The sequence below is a fragment of the Streptomyces aurantiogriseus genome (assembly GCF_014649375.1).
GTDB classification, from domain to species: domain Bacteria; phylum Actinomycetota; class Actinomycetes; order Streptomycetales; family Streptomycetaceae; genus Streptomyces; species Streptomyces aurantiogriseus.
Window position 1 is genome coordinate 82,441 of record NZ_BMSX01000031.1, and the last position, 25,730, is coordinate 108,170.

At 69.8% G+C, this 25,730-nt stretch carries 26 protein-coding genes; 14 read left to right on the forward strand and 12 right to left on the reverse strand.

Annotated features, from left to right (window positions below; genetic code table 11):
- Positions 1-213 precede the first annotated feature (213 nt).
- From IE263_RS42140 to IE263_RS42150, 3 genes are all read left to right on the forward strand, one after another.
- A complete protein-coding gene (locus IE263_RS42140; protein ID WP_189943407.1) occupies positions 214-1,020 on the forward strand; it encodes an NPP1 family protein in 807 nt (268 codons plus the stop codon).
- A gap of 446 nt (positions 1,021-1,466) precedes the next feature.
- Positions 1,467-1,691: a winged helix DNA-binding protein gene (locus IE263_RS42145; RefSeq protein ID WP_189943408.1), complete on the forward strand. Its 225-nt coding sequence runs from the start codon at positions 1,467-1,469 to the stop codon at positions 1,689-1,691.
- A gap of 270 nt (positions 1,692-1,961) precedes the next feature.
- A complete protein-coding gene (locus tag IE263_RS42150; RefSeq protein ID WP_189943409.1) occupies positions 1,962-4,016 on the forward strand; it encodes an alpha-L-fucosidase in 2,055 nt (684 codons plus the stop codon).
- 227 nt (positions 4,017-4,243) lie between these two features.
- On the opposite strand, the gene IE263_RS42155 is transcribed toward IE263_RS42150, so the two are convergent.
- Genes IE263_RS42155 through IE263_RS42195 form a run of 9 tightly spaced genes read right to left on the reverse strand, consistent with a single transcriptional unit; the run spans position 4,244 to position 12,275 of the window.
- Positions 4,244-4,879: a LutC/YkgG family protein gene (locus IE263_RS42155; RefSeq protein ID WP_189943410.1), complete on the reverse strand. Its 636-nt coding sequence runs from the start codon at positions 4,877-4,879 to the stop codon at positions 4,244-4,246.
- A complete protein-coding gene (locus IE263_RS42160; RefSeq protein ID WP_189943411.1) occupies positions 4,876-6,375 on the reverse strand; it encodes a LutB/LldF family L-lactate oxidation iron-sulfur protein in 1,500 nt (499 codons plus the stop codon). The genes IE263_RS42155 and IE263_RS42160 overlap by 4 nt, the downstream gene beginning before the upstream one ends.
- Entirely contained in the window at positions 6,372-7,112 is a 741-nt protein-coding gene (locus IE263_RS42165) for a (Fe-S)-binding protein (protein ID WP_189943412.1), read from the reverse strand. Before IE263_RS42165 ends, IE263_RS42160 begins: the two co-directional genes overlap by 4 nt.
- The gene (locus IE263_RS42170) at positions 7,103-8,017 is read right to left on the reverse strand and encodes an amidohydrolase family protein (RefSeq protein WP_373312268.1); all 915 of its coding nucleotides are present in this window, start codon (positions 8,015-8,017) and stop codon (positions 7,103-7,105) included. The genes IE263_RS42165 and IE263_RS42170 overlap by 10 nt, the downstream gene beginning before the upstream one ends.
- Positions 8,005-8,316 (reverse strand): L-rhamnose mutarotase, encoded by a 312-nt coding sequence (locus IE263_RS42175; protein WP_189943414.1) that lies wholly within the window; start codon positions 8,314-8,316, stop codon positions 8,005-8,007. Before IE263_RS42175 ends, IE263_RS42170 begins: the two co-directional genes overlap by 13 nt.
- Positions 8,313-9,323, reverse strand: a complete 1,011-nt coding sequence (locus IE263_RS42180) for an aldo/keto reductase (protein ID WP_189943415.1) — start codon at positions 9,321-9,323, stop codon at positions 8,313-8,315. Before IE263_RS42180 ends, IE263_RS42175 begins: the two co-directional genes overlap by 4 nt.
- Positions 9,320-10,078: an SDR family NAD(P)-dependent oxidoreductase gene (locus tag IE263_RS42185; RefSeq protein ID WP_189943416.1), complete on the reverse strand. Its 759-nt coding sequence runs from the start codon at positions 10,076-10,078 to the stop codon at positions 9,320-9,322. The genes IE263_RS42180 and IE263_RS42185 overlap by 4 nt, the downstream gene beginning before the upstream one ends.
- Positions 10,075-11,412, reverse strand: coding sequence for an L-fuconate dehydratase (locus IE263_RS42190; RefSeq protein ID WP_189943417.1), 1,338 nt, complete (start codon positions 11,410-11,412; stop codon positions 10,075-10,077). Before IE263_RS42190 ends, IE263_RS42185 begins: the two co-directional genes overlap by 4 nt.
- An 11-nt stretch (positions 11,413-11,423) precedes the next feature.
- Complete coding sequence (locus IE263_RS42195) at positions 11,424-12,275, reverse strand: fumarylacetoacetate hydrolase family protein (protein ID WP_189943418.1); 852 nt, start codon at positions 12,273-12,275, stop codon at positions 11,424-11,426.
- Between the two features lie 855 nt (positions 12,276-13,130).
- Between IE263_RS42195 and IE263_RS42200 the strand changes: the two genes are divergently transcribed.
- From IE263_RS42200 to IE263_RS49655, 5 genes are all read left to right on the forward strand, one after another.
- Positions 13,131-14,180, forward strand: a complete 1,050-nt coding sequence (locus IE263_RS42200; RefSeq protein WP_189943419.1) for a sugar ABC transporter substrate-binding protein — start codon at positions 13,131-13,133, stop codon at positions 14,178-14,180.
- A gap of 104 nt (positions 14,181-14,284) precedes the next feature.
- Positions 14,285-15,856 (forward strand): sugar ABC transporter ATP-binding protein, encoded by a 1,572-nt coding sequence (locus IE263_RS42205; RefSeq protein ID WP_189943420.1) that lies wholly within the window; start codon positions 14,285-14,287, stop codon positions 15,854-15,856.
- Between the two features lie 2 nt (positions 15,857-15,858).
- Complete coding sequence (locus tag IE263_RS42210; RefSeq protein ID WP_189943421.1) at positions 15,859-16,902, forward strand: ABC transporter permease; 1,044 nt, start codon at positions 15,859-15,861, stop codon at positions 16,900-16,902.
- Positions 16,903-16,994: 92 nt separating this feature from the next.
- Positions 16,995-17,696, forward strand: a complete 702-nt coding sequence (locus tag IE263_RS42215; RefSeq protein ID WP_189943422.1) for a FadR/GntR family transcriptional regulator — start codon at positions 16,995-16,997, stop codon at positions 17,694-17,696.
- Positions 17,697-17,778: 82 nt separating this feature from the next.
- A complete protein-coding gene (locus IE263_RS49655) occupies positions 17,779-17,910 on the forward strand; it encodes a hypothetical protein (RefSeq protein WP_268256128.1) in 132 nt (43 codons plus the stop codon).
- 321 nt (positions 17,911-18,231) lie between these two features.
- On the opposite strand, the gene IE263_RS42220 is transcribed toward IE263_RS49655, so the two are convergent.
- Positions 18,232-19,677: a glyceraldehyde-3-phosphate dehydrogenase gene (locus IE263_RS42220; protein WP_189943423.1), complete on the reverse strand. Its 1,446-nt coding sequence runs from the start codon at positions 19,675-19,677 to the stop codon at positions 18,232-18,234.
- Between the two features lie 99 nt (positions 19,678-19,776).
- Here IE263_RS42220 and IE263_RS42225 point away from each other — a divergent pair, with 99 nt between their 5' ends.
- Positions 19,777-20,721: a DUF4231 domain-containing protein gene (locus tag IE263_RS42225; protein WP_229911463.1), complete on the forward strand. Its 945-nt coding sequence runs from the start codon at positions 19,777-19,779 to the stop codon at positions 20,719-20,721.
- Between the two features lie 82 nt (positions 20,722-20,803).
- On the opposite strand, the gene IE263_RS42230 is transcribed toward IE263_RS42225, so the two are convergent.
- Complete coding sequence (locus IE263_RS42230) at positions 20,804-21,205, reverse strand: DUF3291 domain-containing protein (protein ID WP_189943425.1); 402 nt, start codon at positions 21,203-21,205, stop codon at positions 20,804-20,806.
- A gap of 137 nt (positions 21,206-21,342) precedes the next feature.
- On the opposite strand from IE263_RS42230, the gene IE263_RS42235 reads away from it, so the two are divergent.
- From IE263_RS42235 to IE263_RS42255, 5 genes are all read left to right on the forward strand, one after another.
- Positions 21,343-21,630 carry a hypothetical protein gene (locus tag IE263_RS42235; RefSeq protein WP_229911464.1) on the forward strand — a complete coding sequence of 96 codons (288 nt, stop codon included), beginning with the start codon at positions 21,343-21,345 and terminating at the stop codon, positions 21,628-21,630.
- A 138-nt stretch (positions 21,631-21,768) separates the two neighbouring features.
- The gene (locus IE263_RS42240) at positions 21,769-23,268 is read left to right on the forward strand and encodes a purine-cytosine permease family protein (protein WP_189943426.1); all 1,500 of its coding nucleotides are present in this window, start codon (positions 21,769-21,771) and stop codon (positions 23,266-23,268) included.
- Entirely contained in the window at positions 23,265-23,807 is a 543-nt protein-coding gene (locus tag IE263_RS42245; RefSeq protein ID WP_189943427.1) for a cysteine hydrolase family protein, read from the forward strand. Before IE263_RS42240 ends, IE263_RS42245 begins: the two co-directional genes overlap by 4 nt.
- 269 nt (positions 23,808-24,076) lie before the next feature.
- Positions 24,077-24,475 (forward strand): SseB family protein, encoded by a 399-nt coding sequence (locus IE263_RS42250; protein ID WP_189943428.1) that lies wholly within the window; start codon positions 24,077-24,079, stop codon positions 24,473-24,475.
- Between the two features lie 163 nt (positions 24,476-24,638).
- Positions 24,639-25,232, forward strand: a complete 594-nt coding sequence (locus tag IE263_RS42255) for an ALF repeat-containing protein (protein WP_189943429.1) — start codon at positions 24,639-24,641, stop codon at positions 25,230-25,232.
- Positions 25,233-25,239: 7 nt separating this feature from the next.
- Here the strand turns inward: IE263_RS42255 and IE263_RS42260 are convergent, their stop codons facing one another.
- Complete coding sequence (locus IE263_RS42260) at positions 25,240-25,629, reverse strand: MarR family winged helix-turn-helix transcriptional regulator (RefSeq protein ID WP_189943430.1); 390 nt, start codon at positions 25,627-25,629, stop codon at positions 25,240-25,242.
- Between the last annotated feature and the right edge of the window lie 101 nt (positions 25,630-25,730).

A 25,730-nucleotide genomic window follows, 5' to 3' on the forward strand; every position in this document is an offset into this window, starting at 1 on the left:
GTTCGGCCGGCAGAGGAATCGCACCGATCCGCAAACCCCGCTCGCGCGAGGCGCCGTTGAGGGAAGCGGCGCAACAAGCCACCGCACAACCCCACTGCCTCACACGAATTAACTGCGGTGATCGTAGGGCATGCCTTTTAACTCTCAAGTTGCCAGTCTCGGTCGAGTCGAGCCGGATACCCCGGCACACCGAGCAAACTGGAGCACCCCCCCATGTCCCGATCACAGAGGAAAAGGACTCCTCGACTTGGCAAGGCCGCACTAGTCGCGGCCAGCACCGGAGCCCTCGTCGTCGCCCTGCCGGGTACCGCGTCGGCCGGCATCCTCGCCCCCCTCCCTGAGAGCACCACGTCGTTCCAGAAGACGTTCCGGCCCTACTTCGACTACGACAGCGACAGTTGCTTCCCGGCGGCCGCGATCGACAGGTCGGGCAAGCTCAACGGCGGCCTGCAGGACACCGGTTCGGTGACGGGCGGATGCCGCACCGACCACCTCGGCAAGGCCAACACCTACTCGCGCGTCAAGTGCAACAACGGCTGGTGCGGGATCATCTACACCCTGTACTTCGAGAAGGACCAGAACGCGCCGGGCAATGTGGTCGGCGGGCACCGCCACGACTGGGAAGCCTGTGTCGCGTGGGTGAAGCAGGGCGATAGCAACCCCTCCTACGTGTCCGCCTCCGCGCACGGCAACTACACGACCAAGACGTTCAACTCCGTCCCGAGGGAGGGCACGCGCGTCAAGTGCGTGTACCACAAGGAAGGAGCCGGAACCCACTCCATGCGCTTCGCCAAGGACGGCGAGCGGCCGGAGGCCTGGGGCAACGGAGGCTGGGACCAGCCGGGCCTGGTCAGTTGGAACAGCTTCCCCAGGGGTGACGGCAACAAGGACCTCCAGGCCATTCTGAACAGTGCCACCTGGGGCAACGCCAACTTCCCGCTGAAGGACGGCCGGTTCGAGACCGAATTGGAGAGGGCCAAGCCGTCCGGCATCCCGTTCAACCCCAGGGGCAGCGGCTGACGGACATACCGGCACTGCCTGCGGTCGCCGACGCCTTTCCTCCTGCGTCGGTGACCGCTTGCGTGTCGGAGGCGCTTTCCTCTGCCCGGCCGGGCACCGGCCCGGCCGGGCAGCAGAATCCGACCGTCCGCCGCCCTGGCGATGGCAACCCGGCCAGCGCGCGACGCAACCGGGTTGTGCGCCGAGAAGGGCGCCTGGTGGATATCTGCCCAGCTCAAGCGCCGTTTCCTGTGCCTGGAAGAAGCCCGGCTTCTTCGGTGAGTGCGACACCAGAAGGTCCTTCGTCTGCTGGTTTAAGGCTCACGCGTCTCTGACCATCTAAAACCTTGCACAAGGTGGTTGCTGCCTGCCGGCTGCTGACCCGGGCGTGGTCCGGATCTTGATCCCATAGCTGTGCATGCCGCCTCCGTGATCGGGACGCTCGCCATCTGTGTGGGGCGTCGGCCGTGCAGGCCCTGGCGGCCGAGGGCCTGCTCCTGCGTGAGCAGGCGCCGCACGATGCGCGGTCCTTCAACGCCGTCCTCACCGACGCCGGCCGCGCCCGTTTGGAACAGGCTCTCCCGATCTACGTCGCCACGGTCCGCCGCCTCGTCCTCGATCACCTCGAACGTGAAGACGTCGACGTGGCCAGACTCGCCGCCGCCTGGCAGCGCATGGCTCAGACGGACTGAACTTCGCTCGAACGAGGAGCCTCTCAAGACATCCGACGTATGGCTTTGGCTTGACGGTTCAGTGATCCCTCGAGCTCACCATGTCTCCAGGAATCTCCTGGATGCGTCCCTGCTTCAGGCGAATTCTGTGTCACCTATAGACGGGGCCACCATCGACCTCCTATAAATCCATCCGATGTCTTCTGTTGGGAGACGCGAAGCACGGCCGCCATGTCGGCGTTCCGCTCCCAGCGCCCTGTCATCCCTCCCCTTGACACATGGAGCCGCACCATGTCCTCTGCCTCCCTCAGCAGACGCTCTCTGATGAAGGCCGCCGCCCTTGCCGGAGGAGTGGCGGCCTTCGGGCTGCCGCAGGTTTTGTGGCCCTCCGCAGCCGAGGCGTACACGGTTCCCTCGAAGATGGACTGGTGGTACCAGGCCAGGTTCGGGATGTTCATCCACTTCGGGTCCTACTCGCAGCTCGGCCAGGGCGAGTGGGCGTTCGACGGCCAGCGGTGGAGCAAGGCGGACTACCAGACCCAGGTCACCGAGAACTTCAACCCGACCGCGTTCAACGCCGCCACCATCGCCGAGCTGGCCGAGAACGCCGGCATGAAGTACCTCGTGATCACCGCCAAGCACCACGAGGGCTACGCGATGTGGGACTCCGGTGTACCCGGCTTCACCGACAGCACCGGCACCAAGCTGTACAACCTGCATGACTTCGGCGGCATCCAGGCCGACCCGCTCATGGACCTCAAGACCGAGTGCGAGAGCCGTGGGATCAAGTTCTGCCTGTACTACTCGATCCTCGACTGGAACCATCCTTCCCAGACCGACCGTCACGAGGGCGGTCTCACGACGATGTCGTCGCAGGCCGCCCGCGCCGGCTACATCGCCGACATGAAGGCGCAGCTGCAGGAGCTGCTGGACCGTTACGACCCGGCGCTGCTGTGGTTCGACGGCGACTGGTTCGGCGAGCCTTCCAGCCCCACCCTGGAGGACTGGTGGCTGACATCGGACGGCGTCGACCTCTACAACTGGCTGATCGCCCGCAAGCCCGGCCTCATCGTCAACGAACGGGTCAAGCGGGACCACGGTCTCGGCGACTACGCGGTCGCGGAGTTCGACATACCCAGCATGCCGATGAGCCGGCCGTGGGAGCGGTGCGCCACCATGAACGGCGCCTGGGGTTACGACGCGTCGAAGGAGAACTCCTACAGGTCCGTCAAGGACATCGTCCAGGAGCTCGTCACGGTGGTCTCCCGGGACGGCAACCTCCTGTTGAACATCGGCCCCAAGGGCGATGGCTCGGTCACCGCCGGATCCCAGACCATCCTCAACGGCGTGGCCTCATGGATGTCGACGTACAGCGACAGCATTCACGGCACCAGCGGCAGCCCGTTCGTCACCGAACCGGCGTGGGGGAAGGTCACCAAGAAGAGCGGCAAGCTCTTCGCCCATGTCTTCACCTGGCCCACGAACGGCCAGCTGCGGATCCCGAGGATCGACAACACGATCAGCCGCATCTACCTGCTGAACAACCCCTCGGTCTCGCTCTCCTACACCGTCACCGACCAGATCAATGTCACCGTGCCGACCAGCGCGCCGAACGCCAACGACTCCGTGGTGTGCGTCGAGGTCCAGGGCATGCCCGTGAGGGTCTCACCGACGGTGTTCCAGAACGTCAACTACCAAGGCTCCCGCGCTGTTCTGTCACTGGGCAGCTACACCTCCTCCCAGCTGTCCGCCGCCGGCCTGGGGCCCGCCATGGCCTCCTCCGTCCTGGTGCCCGACGGCTTCCAGGTGACGGGCTACTCCGGCGACAACTTCACCGGCACCGCCTGGACGTTCACCTCGAACGCCGCCGACCTTCGGCAGACCGGTAACAATGACGTCATCGCCTCGCTGAGGGTGACGTTCAACCCGGCCACGTACTTCCGCCTGGCCAACGTCACGAACGGCCTGGTACTGGACAGCGGCGGCAACGTCGCCAGCGGCTCGAACCTGAAGCAGTGGGAGCCGATAGACCACGCCAATCTCCAGTGGCAGGCGATCGACCTCGGAAACGGCTACTACAGGCTCGTCAACCGCACCAACGGTATGGTCGCCGACGGCTGGGGCGCCACCGGCAACGGCGACCCGGCCCGGCAGAAGGCCTGGGACGGCAGCAACACGCAGCAGTGGCAGATCACCCACCGCGGCCAGGGCCAGTACTCGATCGCCAACCGCAGCACGGGACTGGTCCTCGACGGCGGCGGCATGGTCGCAGCAGGGGCTGTGGCCAAGCAGTGGACGTGGCAGCAGAGCACCAACCTGCTGTGGACGTTCAGCCCGGTCGGCTGACTGGCGCCACCCTGGTGGCATGCCTGACTGTGATCGGGGGCTTCCACCACCGCGAGCGGATCTCTTTCAGGGTCGGCGGCCGCACAAGCGGCTCAAGAACACGGCTGAGAGGTCACATCAGATGCGGCGGCGCTGAACAGCGCCGCCGCACACGTTGGCTCGACGGCTCCTGCCGACGCGGCGGCCCTGTCACCGGCTCGGCTTCGGGCTGTCCGCCGGCGGGGCCGCTACGCGTCCTCGATCACGACGATGTCCAGGACGCGCGGGCCGTGCACGCCTTCCACCCGGTCCAGTTCGATGTCGCTGGTGGCCGAGGGGCCGGAGACGAGCGTCAGCGGCCGGTACGGGTCCAGCCGGCTCAGCGCCTCGGGCACGTCGGGGGCGATCTGGCTCGCCCGGACCACGCAGATGTGCTGGTCCGGCAGCAGGGTCAGGGCCCGGCGGCCCTGGCCGGGGCCGTGGTCGAGGGTCACGGTTCCGGTGACGGCGATGGCGGCGGCGATGGTGGTGATCACCGCGTCCGCAGCGTCGAGCTGGTCCACCGTCAGCGGCGGGACGTCCTCCAGCCGCGACCACGGCCCCTGGGAGACGAGGTCCTCGGGGAGTCCCGGCGGCAGGACCACGGACCGCGCTCCGGTGCGTGCCAGCGCGCGCCCGACGGCGGCCGCGGCACCGGCCGCCGGCACACGGACCACCGTGGCGCGGTACTCGGCGGCGCGTTCGGTGAACAGTCCGACGATGTCCGGCCCCGCGTGGTCCGCGCGACGGCCGTGCGGGACCGGTACGTCATCGGGGCTCTCGGAGCCCGGTACGTCTTGCAGAGCCGTCCTCAACGCGCTCAGGACTGTCTCGCGGCCGCTCATCGTGCTTCCTTCCCTTCCGCCGTCGTACGGCTTTCGTCTCGCCTGGTCGTTCTCGTACGGCGCCACCAGGCACGCATCGATTCCCGGGCCGGCGCGGGCGCGTCCCGGGTGGCGGACCAGCGGGCGAGGGGACCTGGCAGGAAGCCGATCCGGCCGTCGCGGGCCACCAGGCGGGCCCCGAGGGCTGCGATTCTCTGGGCGGTTGCCAGGCGTTTCGGGGAGGACAGCACCGCCGCCGCGGCCTTCATGGCCAGCGCCTCGGTGGTGGGCAGCAGCCGGTCCCGGCGCCCCGCCTCCACGGCCTCGGCGCGCAGATGTGCCAGCACCTCGGGGATGTTGATCTTCACAGGGCAGGCGTCGTAGCAGGCTCCGCACAGGGTCGAGGCGAAGGGCAGCGAGGCCGCGTTCTCGACGCCGACGAGCTGCGGGGTGAGGACGGCGCCGATCGGGCCGGGGTACACGGAGCCGTAGGCGTGGCCGCCGGTGCGCTCGTAGACCGGGCAGACGTTCAGGCAGGCCGAGCAGCGGATGCAGTTCAGCGCCTGGCGTCCCACTTCGTCGGCGAGGGTGGCGGTGCGGCCGTTGTCGAGGAGAACCAGGTGGAAGTCCTGGGGGCCGTCTCCCTCGGTGACGCCGGTCCACAGGGAGGTGTACGGGTTCATGCGCTCGCCCGTGGACGAGCGGGGCAGGAGCTGGAGGAAGACGTCCAGGTCGGCGAAGGAGGGCAGGACCTTCTCGATGCCCATGACGGTGATCAGTGTCTCCGGCAGGGTCAGGCACATCCGCCCGTTACCTTCCGACTCCACGACCACCACCGTGCCGGTGTCGGCGGCGGCGAAGTTGGCACCGGAGACGGCCACCTTGGCCCGCAGGAACTTCTCCCGTAGATGGAGCCGGGCCGCTTCGGCCAGGTCGCGCGGGTCGTCGGTGAGTCCCTCGGGGGCCGGTCTGCCCCACTGCCCCATCTGCCGGCGGAAGATCTCCCGGATCTCGGAGCGGCCCCGGTGGATGGCCGGCACGAGGATGTGCGAGGGGCGGTCGCCGCCCAACTGCACGATGAGCTCGGCGAGATCGGTCTCATACGCGCGGATGCCGGCCTCGGCGAGCGCCTCGTTGAGGCCGATCTCCTGGGTCGCCATCGACTTGACCTTGACGACCTCCCCTTCGCCGGTCGCCTCCACCAGGCCGGTGACGATGCGGTTGGCCTCGGCGGCGTCCGCCGCCCAGTGCACGGTGCCTCCCGCGGCGGTCACCGCCTTCTCCAGCCGCAGGAGATGGTGGTCGAGGTGGCGCAGGGTGTGGCGCTTGATCGCGGCGGCCGTCTCCCGCAGTTCCTCCCAGTCCTCCAGCTCGGCGGCGACCGCCAGCCGCTTGTCGCGGATGGTGCCGGTCGCCCGGCGCAGGTTCGCCCGCAACCGGGTGTCGGCGAGTGCGCCTCGCGCCGCCTCGGGGAAGGCCGGTGTGCCCAGCCATACGACGTTGTCGGCGCCGCTCACTGTGCGTCCCCTTCCGTGGAGGCCAGGATCTCGGCCAGGTGCAGCGTCCCGACGCCGGTACGGAGCCGGGACAGGCCGCCGCCGATGTGCGTGAGACAGGAGTTGTCGCCAGCGGTCAGGAACTCGGAGCCGGTGTCCAGGACATGGCGCACCTTGTCGGCCAGCATGGCGTTGGAGACGTCGGCGTTCTTCAGCGCGAAGGTGCCGCCGAAGCCGCAGCAGGACTCGGCGGCGGGCAGTTCGACGAGGTCGATGCCCCGCACCGCGCGCAGCAGCCTGAGCGGCCGGTCGCCGACGCGCAGCATGCGCAGTGAGTGGCAGGTGGGGTGGTAGGTGACCCGGTGCGGGAAGTACGCGCCGACGTCGGTGACGCCGAGGACGTCGACGAGCAGTTCCGACAGTTCGTACACCATCGGCACCACTTGCTCGACCGCCTCGGTGAGGCCGTCGTCCCCGTACCGGGCGGCCACGGCACGGTGGTGGTCGCGCACCATGCCGGCGCAGGAGCCGGAGGGGGTGACCACGGCGTCGTAGCCCGCGAAGACCTCGGTGAAACGGCGCACCATGGGCAGGGCCTCGCGGCGGTAGCCGGTGTTGAAGTGCATCTGGCCGCAGCAGGTCTGGCCCTGCGGGAACTCCACGGTGTGGCCGAGCCGTTCCAGCAGTTCGGTCACCGCGCGGCCGGTGCTCGGGAACATGGTGTCGTTGAAGCAGGTGATGAAAAGAGCTATGCGCATGGCGTTTCCTGAAGGCCCGGGGAACCGGTGACGGTCAGGCCGTAGGTCCGCGCGGCGGTGCCGGCGAAGACCGAGTGGCGTTCGAGGGGGTCGAGCCGCGCCGTCAACTTGCGGGCAACGGCGAGGACGTCGGCGTAGGTGGCTGCGAGCCGGCAGACGGGCCAGTCGGAGCCGAACATCAGCCGCTCGGGGCCGAACGCGTCCAGGACGGTGTCGGCGTACGGCTTGAGGTCCTCAATGGTCCACGAGTCCCAGTGGGCTTCAGTGACCATGCCGGAGAGTTTGCACACGGTGTTGGGAAGGGCGGCGAACCATCGGACTTCCTCGGCCCAGGGTTCCAGGGCGCCGGACGCGATGGGCGGCTTGCCGAGGTGGTCGAGGACGAATGTGAGTTCCGGCAGGCGCGCGGCGGCTTCGGCCGCGGCCTTGAGTTGGTGGGGCCTCACCACGAGGTCGTAGACGAGTCCCGCTTCGGCGACCGCGGTCAGACCGCGCAGCACGTCGGGGCGCACGAGCCAGCGGGGGTCCGGTTCTCCCTGTACCTGGTGGCGGATGCCGACCAGGTACTCGCCTCCGAGGCCCGCGTGCAACCACGCGAGGTTGGCGGCGACATCGGGTGCGGTCAGGTCGGTCCAGCCGACGACACCGGCGACCAGGTCGCTGCACGCGGCCAGTTCCAGGAATTCCGGTGTCTCCTCCGGCACGGTGACCGTCTGCACCAGCACGGTGGTGGTGACGCCGGCGGCGCGGGCCTCCGGCTCCAGGTCGGTGAGGGAGAAGTCGCGGCGCAGCGAGGCGAGTTCGGGGCCGCTGATCCAGTCCTGGTCGCGTACGGAGAGGTCCCACACATGGTGGTGGGCGTCGACGATGCCCGGTTCGGAGTGGGGTGAGGTCACAGCTGCCACACCACCGGCAGCGAGGCGTCCGCGCCCTCCGCCGAGTAGTCGTGGACGACGTCCAGCAGCTCGGCCATCCGCGCCTGCCAGGCGATGTTGACCGGCAGCTTCTCCAGTTCGGCGATCATCGCCGCGTAGTTTTCGACTTCCAGCAGGTGGAACAGGTCCGTGCCGCTGCGCCAGATCGTCCACTCGCTCACGCCCGCGGCACGGATGGCGGCTGTCAGCGCCTCGGGGACCTCACGGTGGGCTGCCTCGTACTCCTCGACGCGGTCGGCACGGACCTTGGTGTGCAGGGCGATCCTCATTGTGATTCCTTCAGCGGCGTGGCCACGGGGACCGGGGTGCCTGGGGCCAGCAGCCCTTCGGCGTGCAGCTCGTCCCACAGTGCGTCCGGGATCGGACGCCGCAGCTGCTCGATGGTGTCGCGGACCTCGTCGGGGGAGCGGGCGCCGGTCAGGACGCTCGCGACCGCGGGATGGCCGAAGGGGAAGCGCAGGGCGGCGGCGCGCAGCGGCACGCCGTGGCGTTCGGTGACCTCCCGCAGGCGCAGGGCGCGGTCGAGCACGGGCTGCGGTGCAGGGGCGTAGTCGTATGTGGCGCCGGGCCTCGGGGCGATGAGCAACCCCGAGTTGAAGACGCCGCCGATGACGACGCTTCGGCCACGGGCGGCGGCCTCCGGCAGCAGTTCGGCGAGCCCTTCCTGCTCCAGGAGGGTGTAGCGGCCGGCCAGCAGCACGATGTCGATGTCGGTCTCGCGCAGGAAGCGGGTGGGCAGCGCGGACTGGTTCATGCCGATGCCGATCGCACCGACCACACCTTCGGCCCGCAGCCGCTCCAGCGCCGGGTACGCCTCGCGCAGCGCCTGCTCGGCGTGATCGTCCGGGTCGTGCAGCAGGGCAACGTCGACACGGTCGACGCCGAGGCGGTCCAGACTCGCCTCCAGCGAGCGCAACACCCCGTCGGCGCTGAAGTCCCAGACGCGACGGTGGGTCGCGGAGACGGCGAAGCCGTTCGCGAGATCGTCGCCGCAGCCGCCCTCCGGGTCGGGTACGAGAAGTCGGCCCACCTTGGTGGACACGGTGTAGGTGTCCCGGGGGCGGTCGCGCAGTGCCGCGCCGAGGCGCCGTTCCGACAGGCCGAGCCCGTAGTGGGGTGCGGTGTCGAAGGTGCGGATGCCGGCGTCCCAGGCCGCCTCCACGGTAGCGAAGGCGGCCTCGTCGGTGACGGGCTGGTAGAGGTTGCCGAGGGCCGCGCAGCCGAGCGCGAGTTGCGTGACCCCGACCGCGCTGCCGCCCAGCGTGGTGGTCCTCACGACTGGGCCGCCGGGCGCAGTCGCAGCCCCTGCATGCCGCCGTCCACCGCGAGTGCGGTTCCGGTGACGCTGGCCGCTGCGGGGCTCGCGAGGTAGACGATGGCGGCTGCCACCTCGTCGGCGGTGACCAGACGGCCCATGGGCTGGCGGGCGTTGAGCGCGGCACGCTCCGCCTCCGGGTCGTCGGCGGCGTCCAGCAGCCGGCCCACCCAGGGCGTGTCGGCGGTGCCGGGATTGACACAGTTGACGCGGATGCCCTCGCGGACGTGGTCGGCGGCCATGGCCAGGGTGAGGGACAGCACGGCGCCCTTGCTGGCGGAGTACAGGGCGCGCTGTGGGAGTCCGGCGGTGGCCGCGATGGAACAGGTGTTGACGACGGCCGCGTGTGCGGACCTGCGCAGATGGGGGAGGGCGGCCCGGGTGGTGCGGACCATGCCGAGGACGTTGACGTCCAGGACGCGGTGCCACTGCTCGTCGGGGTTGTCCTCGACGGTACCGATGGCGCCGATGCCGGCGTTGTTGACGAGGATGTCGATGCCGCCCAGCGCGGTTGCCGCGGCCTCCACAGCGGCGCGTACCGAGGCGTCGTCGCTCACATCGGCCTTGAGTCCGAGCAACGGCCTTGGCACACCGGCGGGTTCGATGTCGAGTACGACCACCGCCGCGCCCTGCGCGGTCAGCGCGCGGGCCGTGGCGAGCCCGATCCCGGCAGCGCCTCCGGTGACGACGGCTCTGAGACCTGACAGATCGGTCATGCCGCATCCTCCTGTCCGGCGCGGTCGGCCACCCAGAACGTCCCGTCCGGGTAGCAGTATTCGGCGATGGACTCCTCCCGCATGGTGGCGGAGAAGCCGGGGGCGAGCGGCGCGGTGTAGTGGCCGTCGCGCATCACCACGGGCTCGGTGAAGTGCTGATGGAGGTGGTCGACGTACTCGATGACGCGGTTCTCGGTGGTGCCGGACAGCGCCAGGTAGTCGAACATCGACAGGTGCTGCACCAGCTCGCACAGCCCCACCCCGCCGGCATGCGGGCACACCGGCACCCCGAACTTGGCGGCGAGCAGCAGGATGGCGAGGTTTTCGTTGACTCCGCCGACGCGGGCGGCGTCGATCTGGAGGATGTCGAGGGCGCCGGCCTGCAGAAGCTGTTTGAAGACGATGCGGTTCTGCACGTGCTCGCCGGTGGCGACCTTCACGGGCGCCACCGCCTGGCGTACGGTCGCGTGGCCGAGGACGTCGTCGGGGCTGGTGGGCTCCTCGATCCAGTACGCGTCGAACTGGGCGAGGGCGTTGGTCCACTCGATCGCCTCGTCCACGTTCCAGCGCTGGTTGGCGTCGATGGCGATGCGGATGCCGTCGCCGACGGCGGCGCGGGCGGTGCGCATCCGCCGGATGTCGTCGTCGAGGTCGGCGCCGACCTTGAGCTTGATCTGGGTGAAGCCGTCGGCGACGGCCTGCTTGGCCAGCCGGGTGAGCTTGTCGTCGGAGTAGCCGAGCCAGCCGGGAGAGGTGGTGTACCCGGGGTAGCCGCGCTCCAGCAGGATCGCCTCCCGTTCCGCGAGCCTCGTGCGGCCCTCGCGCAGAAGGGTGAGGGCCTCCTCGGGAGTGAGGGCGTCGGCGATGTAGCGGAAGTCGACCTGGGAGACCAGCCATTCGGGTTCTGCGTGGGCGAGCAGTTGCCACAGCGGCTTGCCCTCCCGCTTGGCGGCGAGGTCCCACACGGCGTTGACGACGGCGCCGATCGCCATGTGCATCACGCCTTTCTCGGGGCCGAGCCAGCGCAGTTGGCTGTCCCCGATCAGGTCGCGGCTGAGCGAGCCCGGGTCGGCGCACAGCTCCGCCACGTCACGCCCCACCACGTGGGGCCGCAGTGCGTCGATCGCGGCGACCTGGACGTCGTTGCCGCGTCCGATGGTGAAGGTGAAGCCGTGGCCTTCGAGCCCGTCACCTGCGTCGGTGCGCAGCACCAGATAGGCGGCGGAGTAGTCGGGGTCCGGGTTCATCGCGTCCGAGCCGTCCAGTTCCCGTGAGGTCGGGAAGCGGACGTCGTAGGTGTCGACCGCGGTGATCCGGGCGGAGATTGCAGTCAAGGGGGTGCCTTTCACGCTTGGCCGAAGGTCTGGCGCTGGCTGCCGAATCCGTCCACGGACAGCTCGACGGTGTCACCGGCACGCAGGAAGGGGGTGCCGGGCAGGCCGAGGGCCACGCCCGCGGGCGTACCGGTGTTGATCACGTCGCCCGGCTCCAGCACCATGTACTGGCTCAGATACGACACGATGTCGTAGACCGGGAAGATCATGTCGCTGGTGTGGCCGTCCTGCCGCTTCACGCCGTTGACGCTCAGGTGCAGGCCCAGGTTCTGCGGGTCGCCGGCCTCGTCGGCGGTGACCAGCCACGGGCCGAGCGGGTTGAAGGTCTCGCAGGACTTGCCCAGGTCCCACTGCGGCGAGTACTCCAGCTGAAACTCACGCTCGGAGACGTCGTGGCTGACCGCGTAGCCGGCGATCACGGCCCGCGCGGCGTCGGGTCCGTCGAGGTAGCGTGCCCGGCGGCCGATGACGACCGCCAGTTCGACCTCCCAGTCCGTCTTCACCGAGCCTCGGGGAATCAGCACTTCGTCGTACGGGCCCACGACCGTGCCCGGGTCCTTCATGAACACCACCGGACGCGGCGGGATCGGCGCACCGGTCTCGGCAGCGTGGTCCTGGTAGTTCAGGCCGACGCAGACGACCTTGCCGGGACGGGCGACAGGTGCGCCGACCCGCAGACCCTCCGCGTCCAGCTCGGGCAGCCCGCCCGCCGCGACCGCCGCACGGGCCCGGTCGACACCGTCCCCGGCGAGGAAGGCGCCGTCGATGTCCGAGGCCACGGAGGACAGATCCAGCAGCCGGCCGTCGTCGGTGCGGACAGCGGGCCGCTCATCGCCGGGCGCGCCGACTCGTAGCAGTTTCACTGGGCAACTCCCTTGCCATGGGTGGTTCGTGAGGGGGTGAACGGCCGTACGGGCCGCGCTGCCGTCGACGCCATGAGCACGACCTGCAGAGGGTTCGACGGCCCCTGCACAGTCATCGGAGGAATGGCGGCATGGTGACTGTAAACGCAGAAGGACCCGCCGACAAAGGAAACCTCGGACGTATTTAGTCGTCGTTGGCGGCTACGCCCCGCCTGAATGGTTGATATATGTGGGTTTGCTCGTAATAGGAGATTGGGTTCGGCCCCTTCCTCCGATGAATTCAAGGTGCGCTCACACGGTCGTCTTTCCTGCTGAGAGGAGGGAGAGGCTGGCGGGCCTCCTGGTCTCGGGGGGTCGGACACCCCGTCGCGCGCCTCCTGCCCGGGCCGCCACTCAGTGTCCGTGGTGGCGTCGTTGCTGAATTGTGAGCTGTTGTCGCTCGGTGCCCCGAACCCCCTGGGCTCGATATAAGTCCAGTTGAGAAGCGGTTACGGCAGACGGTCCAGGGCGCCCGTGCGGGTCCGTGACGCCCCGCGGGCCGATGTCGCGCAAATCTGCGGCGGCGCACTCTTGTCAACGCTGGCAACGCCGTCGTAACGTCCTCGACGTCCGAGATACATCGGAGGAATGATCCGCACGCTCCGGTGAGCAATCGATGCGCACCGTGCGGCCGTTCGGCCTCCACGTCCGTCAGGCTGCCCTTCCCTCACGCCCCCGTCTGACGTGATCCGCACCCGCCCTGTACCGGATCCGCAGTCTGCCGGGCCGGCGGCCTCGTCCTTCCCCCGCAGGCGAGTACGCCCCCTCCACCCTCGCCGGGCGGCTCCCCGCCCTGCCTGAAGAGAGAACACGGTCATGAAGCTTGCTCGCACCCGATCCACGGCCGCAGCCGTCACCGCCGTCCTCGCGGCGATGTCGCTCGCCACCGCATGTAACCGCGAAGGTTCCGACGCGGTCGGCTCCGGCGGTGACAAGCCGGCCATCGGCATCGACCTGCCGCGTTCCGACTCCGACTTCTGGAACTCCTACGCCCAGTACCTGAAGAAGGACATCAAGTCCGACGGCGTCAACGCGCTGCCGCTGAGCAACTCGCAGAACGACGTCACCAAGCTGGTGGCCAACGTCCAGGTGTTCGAGAACACCGGTGCCAAGGCCGTCGTCATGGCCCCGCAGGACACCGGCGCCATCGCCTCCACTCTCGACACCCTCGCGTCCAAGAAGATCCCCGTGGTCAGTGTCGACACCAGGCCCGACAAGGGCGAGGTCTACATGGTGGTCCGCGCCGACAACCGGGCGTACGGCACCCAGGCCTGCGAGTACCTCGGCAAGCAGCTGAACGGTGTGGGCAAGGTCGCCGAACTGCAGGGCGCCCTGGACTCCATCAACGGGCGCGACCGCTCGGAGGCGTTCGCGGAGTGCATGAAGACGAAGTTCCCCAAGATCAAGTTCTTCGAGCTGCCCACCGACTGGAAGGGTGACGTGGCCTCCGCCAAGCTCCAGTCGCTGCTTGCCCAGCACCCGGACCTGAACGGTATCTACATGCAGGCCGGCGGTGTCTTCCTCCAGCCCACCCTGGCGCTGCTGGAACAGAAGAAGCTGCTCAAGCCGGCGGGCCAGAAGGGCCACATCACGATCATCTCCAACGACGGCATCCCGCAGGAGTTCGACGCCATCCGCAAGGGCCAGATCGACGCCACCGTCTCCCAGCCCGCCGACCTCTACGCCAAGTACGCGCTGTACTACGCCCAGGCCGCGGCCGAGGGCAAGACCTTCAAGCCGGGCAAGACCGACCACGACTCCACGATCATCAAGATTCCGAACGGCCTGGAGGACCAGCTGCCCGCCCCGCTGGTGACCAAGGACAACGTGGACGACAAGTCCCTCTGGGGCAACAACGTCGGCTGATCACCGGCAGCTCACGCCCGCGGTGAGGAGGGACCGGCACCCGCCTCCGTCCCCACCGCGCCCTCCCCGCTCCCAGCATCCGACGTCAAAGGACGGAATCCACCATGGCGGACACCGCGACCGGCCCCGGGCATCCGGCCCCGGTGGCCGAGGCGACCGGCATCAGCAAACGGTTCGGCGCGACCGTCGCCCTGCGCGACGCGCGTATCAGCATCGCCGCGGGCGAGTCGCACGCCCTGGTCGGCCGTAACGGCGCCGGCAAGTCGACGCTGGTGTCCATCCTCACCGGCCTTCAACAGCCCGACACCGGTTCCCTGCGCTTCTCGGGCGAGCCGGCGCCCGCCGCCGGCGACATCGACGCCTGGCGCTCCCGCGTCGCCTGTGTCTACCAGCGCTCCACCGTCATCGGTGACCTGACCGTCGCCGAGAACCTCTTCCTGAACCGGCAGAGCGCCGGCGCGGTGCAGCCCATCCGCTGGAAGCAACTGCGGCTGCGTGCAGAGGAGTTGCTCGGCGAGTACGGGGTGTCCGTCGACCCCGCCGCGCGCGCGAAGGACCTCACCGTGGAGCAGCGGCAGTTCGTCGAGATCGCCCGGGCGCTGTCGTTCGGTGCCCGGTTCATCATCCTCGACGAGCCGACCGCGAAGCTCGACGCCCGCGGCATCGGCCGCCTCTTCGACAAGCTGCGCGACCTCCAGGACCAGGGGGTCGCCTTCCTCTTCATCTCCCACCACCTGCAAGAGGTGTACGACCTCTGCGGCACGGTCACGGTCTACCGCGACGCGGCTCACATCCTCACCGCGCCCGTGGCCGACCTCGGCCACCAGGCACTGGTGGAGGCCATGACCGGCGAGTCCGCCTCCGTCGCGGCGGTCGCCGAGAGCAGGTCCCCGGCCGCACGGGCCGGCTCCGCGGAGCTGCTGGAGATCGACGGCCTGACGCTGCCCGGTGCCTGCGAGAACCTGTCTCTCTCGGTCCGCTCGGGCGAGGTCGTCGGGCTCGCCGGTGCCGCGGCCAGCGGCAATGTGCGGGTGGGCGAGGCGGTCGCCGGTCTGCACCGGGCCGAGGACGGCAGGATCTCGGTCGGCGGCCGGAGCGTGCGCACCGGCAGTGTGCCGTCCGCCCTGGCCGCCGGGGTCGGTCTGGTCCCCGAGGACCGCCACCTCCAGGGGCTGGTCAACAACCGCAGCGTGGCGGAGAACGCCACCCTGACCGTCACCGACCAGCTCGGCCCGTTCGGCACGGTCCTGCCCGCCCGCACCCGGACCTTCGCCCGACGCATGATCCAGGACCTCGACATCAAGACCCCGGGAGCCGCCACCCCGGTCTCCGCCCTGTCCGGCGGCAACCAGCAGAAGGTCGTCGTCGCCCGTGCCCTGGCCACCGACCCCCACGTGCTGGTGGCCATCCGCCCCACCAACGGCGTCGACGTCAAGTCCAAGGAGTTCCTGCTCGGCAGGATCCGGCAGGTCGCCGACGCCGGCAAGGCCGCGCTGATCGTCTCCGACGAACTCGACGACCTCAAAGTGTGCGACCGGGTCGTCGTCATGTTCCACGGCCGGGTGGTCGCCGAGTTCGACCGCGGCTGGAAGGACGACCACCTCGTTGCCGCCATGGAGGGCGTCGGCACCACCACCGCATCCACCGTATCCGGCACCGACGAGCACGGAAGGTAGTCATGTCCGCCACCACAGATCTCACCGAGCCCGCAGCGAGCGCGGCGGAGCCGGCCGCCGCGGACACCGCCCGCCGCCGGGTCGACCTGGGCCGCTTCCGTGAGCTGTCCCTGGTCCCGGCCATCCTCGTGCTGATGCTGATCGGGTTCATCGTCTCGCCGGCCTTCCTCACCGCCGACAACCTCATCGGCGTCGCCCAGCAGTCCACCGAGCTGAGCCTGCTCGTCCTCGCCACCACCTTCATCCTCATCTGCGGACGGATGGACCTGTCCCTGGAGTCGACCATCGGTGTGGCTCCGGTCATCGCCGTCTGGCTCGTGCTGCCCTCCAGCGGCGGGCGGTTCATGGGTCTCGGGCTGTTTCCCGAATGGATGGCGGTCCCGCTCTGCCTCCTGGTAGGCGTGGCGATCGGCGCCCTCAACGGCTTCCTCATCCTCAAGCTGCGCCTCAACGGCTTCATCGTCACCCTCGGCGCCCTGACCATGCTGCGAGGCCTTCAGGTGGCCCTCTCCGAGGGCCAGTCCATCGTGGAGCTGCCGTCCTCGTTCACCTACCTGGGCAAGGCCTCCTGGCTGGGCGTACCGGCCGCCATCTGGATCTGCGCGGTGCTGTTCGCGGCGGGAGGCAGCGCACTGGCGTGGCTGCGGCACGGGCGCGCGCTGTACGCGATCGGAGGCAACGCGGAGGCCGCCCGCACCGCGGGTATCCGTGTCGACCGGATCGTCTGGGTGGTGCTGATCATCGGCAGCCTGCTGGCCGCGTTCGCCGGCATCCTCTACAGCGGGCACTACGGCTCCATCTCCGCCACCCAGGGCAGCGGCTGGATCTTCCAGGTCTTCGCCGCGACCGTCATCGGCGGGGTGAGCCTCAACGGCGGCAAGGGCTCCGTCTTCGGCGCCCTCACCGGCGTCCTCACCCTCCAGCTCGTCGTCAATGTCATGACTCTGGCGGGCGTACCGCCCCTGTGGAACCAGTTCCTCAACGGCGCGATCATCATCGTCGCCCTGATCATCTCCCGCTTCGCCTCCGGCGAGAAGCAGGAGTAGCGGCCGGCTCGCGGCGGCTCCGCCCGGCTCCCGGACCAGGACCGGGCGGAGCGCGACGGCCCCTACGCACCCCCGCACAGAGAGGCACCCTCGTGGCACTGACGGACGAGGCGATGGACAAGATCAAGGCGATGATCCTCGCCGGCGAACTCGCGCCCGGCTCCCGCCTGCCCAAGGAGGACGTCCTCGCCGGACAGCTCGGCCTCTCCCGCAACTCGCTGCGCGAAGCCGTGCGGGCCCTGACCGCCATGCGGATCCTGGTCAGTCGGCAGGGCGACGGCACCTATGTCTCCAGCCTGGAGCCCCACCTTCTCCTCGAAACGCTGTCCTTCGCAGCGGACGTCTCCCAGGGGCGTACCGCCCTGCAGTTGCTCCAGGTACGCAGACTGCTCGAACCCCAGGCGACCGGACTGGCCGCGGCCGTGCTGCAACCGCACGACCTCCGGGAACTCCGCGACATCCTCGACCGGTGCCGCTCCGCCGACACCGTCGAGGACTTCGTCGCCCACGACATCGCCTTCCACCTGCGCATCGTCGAAGCCGTCGGAAACCCGGTGCTCTCCATGCTCCTGCAAGTGCTCTCCACCCGCACCCAACGCGTACGCATCGTCCGAGGCAGCCGCACCCGTGATGCCCTGGACAGTGCCCACCAGGATCACGAGGAGATCCTCCGCGCGCTCCAGGCACGCGACGCGCTGCTCGCGGTCTCCGCCGCGACTGTCCACATCGCCGCCGTCGAGCAGTGGCTGGCGACAAGCTGCGTCGACGACACTCTCCGCCCGATAGACGGCTGACCGCTCCCTCGCTGCTTTCCGGGAGACCCTCCCCGGGATCGGGCTTCAACGTGAATCGACCATCGGGATATCCACCGGACTCGTGGCCGAGAGCAACGGGCTCGCCCCGCTGGACCCGGACGACTTCGCCGAGCGCCTGCCGCGTATCCAGTCCGTGGTCACCGGCGCACACCGCGACCGGCGCCCTGCCCCCATGCCCACGGAAGAGCGGTGAAAACACCGCCTGTGACCAGCCTGCTCCTCGAGAGGCCGCTGGGTCTGCCGAAGCCGATGACCCGGGACCTCGTGATCCAGCGTGATCTCTATCGGAACGACGCGGTAGGGGCGCTGTGCCCCCGGCGAGCCTGGGTCGGACTCTGAGTCGCCATGCCTCGACGGTATTGAGCTTCAGCATCGCGACGCACCTGAAGATCACAAAGAATCGACAAGAGGTGGTTACGGAGCGGAGTCAGTGCGCACCAAGTTCCGGAATTGCAACTGGTGCGCATCTCGTACCTGCATGGCGCACTGATCCGCGGATCCTGCCAACCGTCTGTCAGGCGCTCGGCGCCGGGTACGTCGGGTACTCCACCCCGGACACGTGCTGGACGACGCGGACGACCTGGCAGGAGTAGCCGAACTCGTTGTCGTACCAGAGGTAGAGGATGGCGTTGTCGCCCTCGACCTTCAGGGCGCCCGCGTCGACGATCGAGGCGTGACGTGAGCCGATGAAGTCGCTGGAGACCGCGTCGGGGGCGCTGATGAAGTCGATCTGGCGCTTCAGCGGCGAGGTCAGCGACACCTCGCGGAGGTGGTCGAGGACCTCCTCGCGGGTGGCCTCCCGGGCGAGCTGGAGGTTGAGGATCGCGATCGACACGTCCGGCACCGGCACGCGGATCGAGCTGCCGGTGATCCTCGCCTTGAGGTCGGGCAGCGCCTTGGCGACGGCGGAGGCCGCGCCGGTCTCGGTGATGACCATGTTGAGCGGCGCGGAGCGGCCCCGCCGGTCGGACTTGTGGTAGTTGTCCAGCAGGTTCTGGTCGTTGGTGAACGAGTGAACGGTCTCCACGTGGCCGCGCAGCACGCCGTACTCGTCCGCCATCGCCTTCAGCGGCGGGACGATCGCGTTGGTGGTGCAGGAAGCGCAGGACAGGATGTTCTCGTCCGGCTTGATGGTGTCGTGGTTGACGCCGTGCACGATGTTCGGGACGTCGCCCTTGCCCGGCGCGGTCAGGACGACCTTGTCGATACCGGGGCGCAGGTGCTTCGACAGGCCCTCGCGGTCGCGCCACTTGCCCGTGTTGTCGATGAGGATGGCGTCCTTGATGCCGTACGCCGTGTAGTCCACCGCGGTCGGGTCGTCGGCGTAGATGACCTTGATCTCGTTGCCGTTGGCGACGATCGTGCTGTTCGCCTCGTCGACCGTGATCGTGCCCTGGAACTGGCCGTGCACGGAGTCGCGGCGCAGCAGTGAGGCGCGCTTGACGATGTCCTGGTCACCGCCGCCGCGCACGACGATGGCCCGCAGTCGCAGACCGTTGCCGGAGCCCGACTTCTCGATGAGCAGACGCGCGACCAGGCGGCCGATGCGGCCGAAGCCGTACAGGACGACGTCCCGTGGCTCGCGGCGGTCGATCTTGTTCGCACCCGTGGCGCCGGCGACGGCCTCGGCGGTGAACTCCGCCACCGACAGGCCCCGGTCGTCGGCCCGGTAGGTCGCGGCGAGCATGCCGATGTCGATCTGGGACGGGCCCAGGTCGAGCGCGGTGAGGGCCTGCAGGAAGGGCAGCGTCTCGGTGACCGAGAGTTCCTCACCGGCGATCTGCCGGGCGAAGCGGTGGGTCTTCAGGATGCTCACCACCGACTTGTTCACCAGGGAGCGGCTGTGCAGCAGGACCGTGACGTCCCGCTCCCGGTGGAGTTTCCCGATCATCGGGATCATCGACTCCGCGATCTCCTCGCGGTTCTTCCAGTTGGTGAACGAGTCCTCGTTGACAGTCACAGGTATCTCTTTCGAGCTAGGTGGCGCTCATATGCTAACCACCTCGCATTTCGATCATTCAAGGGACCCCCTGCTCAGGTGTGCACATGCGGTCTCGTGATGGCACCTCTGTTCCCCTTGCCGAGCTTGTTGCGGCCGCATCAGAATCCCGCTGTGAGCACCGTCGGGGGAACGGCCGTGGCAGAGCACGTCTGGCGTGCGCAGAGCGCTTGGTCGCAGGCGGCGAACCGGAGCAGAGCGGCGATCGGACGTGCCCGTGCGGCGACGCTCGGGTGTTCCGTCGCCGCGGGTGTGTTCGGCGTCGCGGCCTCCCAACTCATGGGTCCCTTACCGGGCTTGGGTCGCGCGCTCTCCTTCCTCGCCCTGCTCGCCGCGGGAGCCGCCCCCCTCGTCGCCCGTGGCGCCGCCCCCGACCGGGTGCAGCAGTGGACCCGGCTGCGCTCGGTCTCCGAGGAACTCAAGAGCCAGACGTACGTCTACCTGGCCAAGGTCGCCCACTACCGCGACCCGGCCGACCGGGACGCCGAACTCCTGCGCCGCACCGAGGCGGTGCTGGGCGAGGCCGGCCGTCTCACCTCCGTCGTCGAGGAGTTCACACCCGTCGACCGCCCGCTGCCTCCCGTCACCGACGCGGCCGGTTACGTCGGGGCGCGGCTGCGGGGCCAACTCGACGGCTACTACCGGCCGAAGGGCGCCGAGATGGCCCGCCGGGCCCGGCGTGTCGACCGCTGGGGCGTGGCCCTGGCGGCCCTGTCGGTGATGCTCGGCGCGGCCGCCGGCGCCTTCGCCGCGGAGCAGGCGGCCGCATGGATCCCCGTGGTCGCGACGGTCTCCGCGTCGGTCGTCTCTCACGGAGCGTCCGCCCGTTATGTCACCCTGCAGCTGGAGTACGGCAGAACGGCCGGTGAGCTGGACCGCATCCTGCGGTGGTGGCAGCGGCTCGCTCCGGCCACCGACACGGACGCCGACCGGCTGGCGGAACGCACGGAACACGTCGTCTCGGTGCAGAACGAGGGCTGGATGGCCAGGTGGACCGCGGACTGAAGGCGAACCGGCCGATCTGACGGCCGCGCGATCCCCGGTCGGGCACCTCGAACGTCGGCAGACGGGGCCGGCGAGGTGGCGGTCAGGAGCCGGTGCGTTCCTGCTCGGCGAGCCGGTGCCGGGCGTCCTTCCAGTCGACGGGCAGGTCGGCCGACGGGACCTGCCAGAACGTGAGGACCGAGCTCTTCATGGTGGGACGCATCCCGCTCATGATCGACCGATGCGGTTCGGTCCTCGCATACGTGTAGAGCGCCTCCTTGTTCTCCCATGCCGAGAGGGTCCAGAAGGTGCGCTTCAGCGGCTCGGCGATCAGTGAGGCGCCGTACGCGCCGGGCGCGCCGGTGACCTGCTTCCACGCGGCCAGGGACCGGAGGAAGAAGCGAGGGACGTCCTTGAAGGAGCGGACCTCGAACCGGGACGCCATGACGAACGCCTCGGTGTCCGGTGCGGGGGTGCTGACAGTCGTCCAGGGCAGGGTGGGCATGGCTGTGTCCCTCTGCTAGGCATTGGATAGCTCCACTATCCATCTTAGAGAGTGAAGCTATCCAATGAAAGGAGCGGAGCCATCACGATGCGCATCTCCGAACTGAGCCGCCGCAGTGGCGTCTCCGTGACGCGGACGTGCACGAGTCGGCGTCCGCCCGCGCCGCCGTCGCCGAGACCATGACCGCCCTGCGCTTGCTCGGCGTCCCCCTGGACCGGCACACCCTGCTGCCCTACGCCCGCCTCGCCGAGCGCACCGCCGTCCTCGACCTCGACCAACTCGACGGCCTCACCAACCTGTTGCAGACGGCAGAGCGCGCCCTGCTCCTCACCGTCCTCCCGGAGCCCGGGCTGATGGCCCTCAGACGCCTGGCCCGGGAGAACGAGTCGGCGCGACGGCACGGGGGTGCTTCCGGGGCGCCGTAGGGCCTGTCTTCCGGATCTCGCGGGCCCTCACCACAGGCCCGTCCGGCGGATCACGGCGGGCGCTGCCGGGTAGGAGTGCGTCGGGTCACCACGAGCCCCGCGTTCCTCATCCGAGAGCACCCGACAGGCAGGTCGACGATGACGCACCCGCACGGCGCCCACCCCGCCGACGCCCCGGTGGACCGACCGCTCCAGGTGGAGACGCACGGCCTGGACGTGATCCGGGACAGCGAACGCAAGGGCACACCGCGCACGCTGTTCTGGCCCTGGTTCGGGGCGAACGTCTCCATCCTCGGCCTCAGCTACGGCGCGTTCGCCCTCGGCTTCGGCATCTCCTTCTGGCAGGCCCTGATCGCCGGTGTGACCGGCATCGTCTTCTCGTTCCTGCTCTGCGGGTTCGTCGCGGTCGCCGGCAAGCGCGGCTCCGCGCCGACGATGGTGCTGAGCCGCGCCGCCCACGGGGTGCGCGGCAACCGCCTGCCCTCGACGATCTCCTGGATGCTCACCGTCGGCTGGGAGACCGTCCTCGTCTCCCTCGCCGCCCTGGCCACGGCGACCGTGTTCGACCGGCTCGGCTGGGGCGGCGGCACCGGCACCAAGGTCCTGGCGCTGATCCTGGTGGCCGCGCTGACCGTCGTCGTCGGCGTCATGGGCTTCGACCTGATCATGCGCCTGCAGACCGTGATCACCGTGGTGACGGGCGTGCTCACGCTCGTCTACGTGGGGCTCGTCGCCGACCACGTCCACTGGAGCGCCGTCAGTGCGATCCCCGCCGGTACCGCCCAGGAGTTCATCGGCGCGCTGGTGTTCATGATGACCGGCTTCGGCCTCGGCTGGGTCAACGCCGCCGCGGACTACTCCCGCTACCTGCCGCGTTCCTCCTCCGGCCGGGGCGTGATCGGCTGGACCACCTTCGGCGCCTCCCTCGCCCCCCTGCTCCTGCTGGTGTTCGGCCTCCTGCTCGCCGGCTCCTCCGAGACGCTCTCCACGGCCGTCGCCGGTGACCCGATCGGCGCGCTGACGACGATCCTGCCGACCTGGTTCCTGGTGCCGTTCGCCGTGGTCGCCGTCCTCGGCCTGGTCGGCGGCGCCGTCCTCGACATCTACTCCTCCGGTCTGGCCCTGCTCTCCGCCGGCGTGCGCATCCCGCGCCCCCTGGCAGCCCTCCTCGACGGCATCCTGATGATCGCCGGCTCGATCTACATCGTCTTCTTCGCCGACGACTTCCTCGGCCCGTTCATGGGCTTCCTCACCACCCTCGGCGTCCCCATCGCCGCCTGGTGCGGCATCATGCTCGCCGACCTCGCCCTGCGCCGCCGCGACTACGACGAGGCCGACCTCTACCGCCCCGACGGCCGCTACGGCGACGTACCGGCCCGCCCGCTGGCCCTCACCCTCGCCGCCACGGCCCTCGGCTGGGGCCTGGTCACCAACGCCTCCGCCGACTGGCTGGAGTGGCAGGGCTACCTCCTCGACCCCTTCGGCCTCGGCGGCAGGTCCGGCTCCTGGGCCTACGCCAACCTCGGTGTCCTGGCGGCCCTCGCCCTCGGCTTCCTCGGCACTCTCGCCCTGGCGGGCGGCCGAGTCCGAACGCAGGAGGCCCAGGCGCCCGGCACGGAGCGGGTGGAGCCCGTATGACCCCGGGCCTGCTCGCCGTCATCGACATGCAGCACGTCTTCGCCGACCCCGCGAGCCCCTGGGCGACCCCCCGCTTCACCGAGGCCGCGGCAGGCGTACGACGGCTGCTGCCGGCCTTCGGCGCACGCGTCACCTTCACCCGCTTCGTGGCCCCCGAGCAGCCCACCGGCGCCTGGCGCGCCTACTACGACCAGTGGCCCTTCGCCCGGCAACCCCCGGACGCGCCCCTGTGGCACCTGACGGACGAGTTCGCCACCCTGGCCCACGACGTCCTGGACGCCCCCACGTTCGGCAAGTGGACCCCCCACCTCGCCGCACGCGTCGCCCAGGAGGGCCGACTCGTCCTGACCGGCGTCAGCACCGACTGCTGCGTCCTGTCCACGGCGCTCGCCGCGGCCGACGCGGGCGCCGAGGTGCTCGTGGTCGCCGACGCCTGCGCGGGCGCGGACGACGACTCCCATGACAAGGCGTTGCAGATCATGGATCTGTACAGGCCGCTGGTGAGGGTCACGAGGGTCGCGGAACTGCTTCGCGCGTGAGCGGGGCACGTCGCGACGCGGATCCGACGGGGCTCATACCCGGCCGGGCGCGGATCCGGGGCCTCGTATCCGGCGGCGAGACCAGCGGCCCAGGGGCGCGGGGCTGTATCGACATGCGGCTCCGCCGCGCGGGCGCGACCAGCCCCCGACGGCCCGCGGCCGACCGACAACGGACGACGAAGCGGCGAATGGCTCGAACCCCGATTGACCCCAGCGGGAGCGGGTACGCGAGGCCGGACCGTCCAACCACCGCTACCTGGGGAGCTGCCATGGAGACACCCGCCCACGACGCCAACGCCACCCCCGCCGCGCGGGCGCTGGACGCCCTGGCCCGGGACACCGGGGACACGGCGGCCCTGGACACGCTCGCACACTCCGACGTCCTGGTGCCCGTGCCCGACGACGCCACCGACGAGGACGTCACCAACCCCAGCACGCTGGCGCTGCCGGTGCTGGAGCAGCCCGGCAGCGCGCCCGTGGTGCCGGTGTTCACCTCCGAGCCGGAGATGGCCGACCTGCTGCCGGGTGTCGCCCGCTACCGCGTGGTGCCGCTCGGCGCGCTCGCCCAGCAGTGGCCGGAGGGCGAACTCTCGCTCTCGATCGACGCGGCCGGCGACCACCCGCTGACCCTCACCTCGGAGGGAGTGCGCACCCTGCTGGCCCGGTGAGTCACAGGGCCTCGCAGCGGGAGCGGACGCGCCCAGCGCCCGCTCCTCTCATGTCGGCCGTGAACGGGCGGGGAAACCGCTTGCGCCGCGAGGGCGGCCCCTGGAGGATCTTGCTGCCGAAGGAGAAGCCATCGGCCACTCGTCGACCCCTGGGGGACACCACATGAGACTGACCCGCGCGGCTCTCGCCTTATCCGCAGGCACCCTTGCCCCGGCCCTGCTGCTCTCGGCGCCGTCCTTCGCCGCCGCCGCGACCCCCTCGCCGGTCACGGCGTCGGCCGCGACGGCCGCGGGCACGGAGTCGCCGTACGACTCGATGTCGGAGGACGACCTCCGTATCGAGATCCTCCGGATCCTGGCGGACGAGAGCACCGGCAAGGGTGTGCGCCGGGAGGCCCAGGAGGCGCTCGACGGCACCGTCGAGGATCTGCGCCACTTCCTGAAGACGGGCCGCTGGATCGCCCAGGACGAGGACAACGCCTTCGCCATCGCCAGGATCCTGGCCGACCCCACCATCGGCAAGGCCGTGTACCGGGAGGCCCAGAAGGCCCTCGACGGCACCGCCGCGGACCGGGCCGCCTTCCTGGAGACCGGCCTCCGGCTCGCCCAGGCAGAGGACGATCGCGTCGCCATCGCGAGGATCCTGGCGCGCCCCGGCATCAGCGCCGCCCTGCGCGCGGCGGCCGGGAAGGCGCTGGAGGGCACCCCGGAGGAGATGCGCCACTTCCTGGAAGTCGGCCAGTACGAGGTGGACTAGCCGACGCTCAGCCGCTCAGCGTCCGCTCCAGCGCCGCCCGCTGGAGCGGCAGCACCTCGGAGTGCAGGTCGCGGCCCTTGCGGGTGAGGGCGACCCACACCCCGCGCCGGTCCTCCACGCAGACGGAACGCTCCACCAGACCGTCCTTCTCCAGCCGGCCGATGAGGCGGGACAGCGCGCTCTGGCTGAGGTGCACCCGCCCGACGAGGTCCAGCACCCGGCACTGGTCGCCCTGCCGGGGCGTCTCGGAGGCGAGGATGTCGAGCACCTCGAAGTCGCTCGCGCCGAGGCCGTGCGGATGCAGCACCCGGTCGATCTCGCACATCGTGCGCGCGTGCACCGACAGGATGTCCCGCCACTGCTCCTCGAGGCCCGCCCCGGCCGTCTTCACTGCCATACCCGCACGGTAACACCGATGACATCATTTGTTTACAGTGCAACTAGTAGTGCTTGGTCAGGTTCGTTTGTGGGTGGCGTGTCTGTTTGGCTGTGGGTGTC

Excerpts from the sequence above, each read along its gene's own strand:
- IE263_RS42140 (WP_189943407.1), top strand. The coding sequence starts at position 214 with ATGTCCCGATCACAGAGGAAAAGGACTCCTCGACTTGGCAAGGCCGCA.
- IE263_RS42150 (WP_189943409.1), top strand. The coding sequence starts at position 1,962 with ATGTCCTCTGCCTCCCTCAGCAGACGCTCTCTGATGAAGGCCGCCGCC.
- IE263_RS42155 (WP_189943410.1), bottom strand. The coding sequence starts at position 4,879 with ATGAGCGGCCGCGAGACAGTCCTGAGCGCGTTGAGGACGGCTCTGCAA.
- IE263_RS42165 (WP_189943412.1), bottom strand. The coding sequence starts at position 7,112 with ATGCGCATAGCTCTTTTCATCACCTGCTTCAACGACACCATGTTCCCG.
- IE263_RS42175 (WP_189943414.1), bottom strand. The coding sequence starts at position 8,316 with ATGAGGATCGCCCTGCACACCAAGGTCCGTGCCGACCGCGTCGAGGAG.
- IE263_RS42185 (WP_189943416.1), bottom strand. The coding sequence starts at position 10,078 with ATGACCGATCTGTCAGGTCTCAGAGCCGTCGTCACCGGAGGCGCTGCC.
- IE263_RS42200 (WP_189943419.1), top strand. The coding sequence starts at position 13,131 with ATGAAGCTTGCTCGCACCCGATCCACGGCCGCAGCCGTCACCGCCGTC.
- IE263_RS42205 (WP_189943420.1), top strand. The coding sequence starts at position 14,285 with ATGGCGGACACCGCGACCGGCCCCGGGCATCCGGCCCCGGTGGCCGAG.
- IE263_RS42210 (WP_189943421.1), top strand. The coding sequence starts at position 15,859 with ATGTCCGCCACCACAGATCTCACCGAGCCCGCAGCGAGCGCGGCGGAG.
- IE263_RS42225 (WP_229911463.1), top strand. The coding sequence starts at position 19,777 with ATGGCACCTCTGTTCCCCTTGCCGAGCTTGTTGCGGCCGCATCAGAAT.
- IE263_RS42230 (WP_189943425.1), bottom strand. The coding sequence starts at position 21,205 with ATGCCCACCCTGCCCTGGACGACTGTCAGCACCCCCGCACCGGACACC.
- IE263_RS42240 (WP_189943426.1), top strand. The coding sequence starts at position 21,769 with ATGACGCACCCGCACGGCGCCCACCCCGCCGACGCCCCGGTGGACCGA.
- IE263_RS42245 (WP_189943427.1), top strand. The coding sequence starts at position 23,265 with ATGACCCCGGGCCTGCTCGCCGTCATCGACATGCAGCACGTCTTCGCC.
- IE263_RS42250 (WP_189943428.1), top strand. The coding sequence starts at position 24,077 with ATGGAGACACCCGCCCACGACGCCAACGCCACCCCCGCCGCGCGGGCG.
- IE263_RS42255 (WP_189943429.1), top strand. The coding sequence starts at position 24,639 with ATGAGACTGACCCGCGCGGCTCTCGCCTTATCCGCAGGCACCCTTGCC.
- IE263_RS42260 (WP_189943430.1), bottom strand. The coding sequence starts at position 25,629 with ATGGCAGTGAAGACGGCCGGGGCGGGCCTCGAGGAGCAGTGGCGGGAC.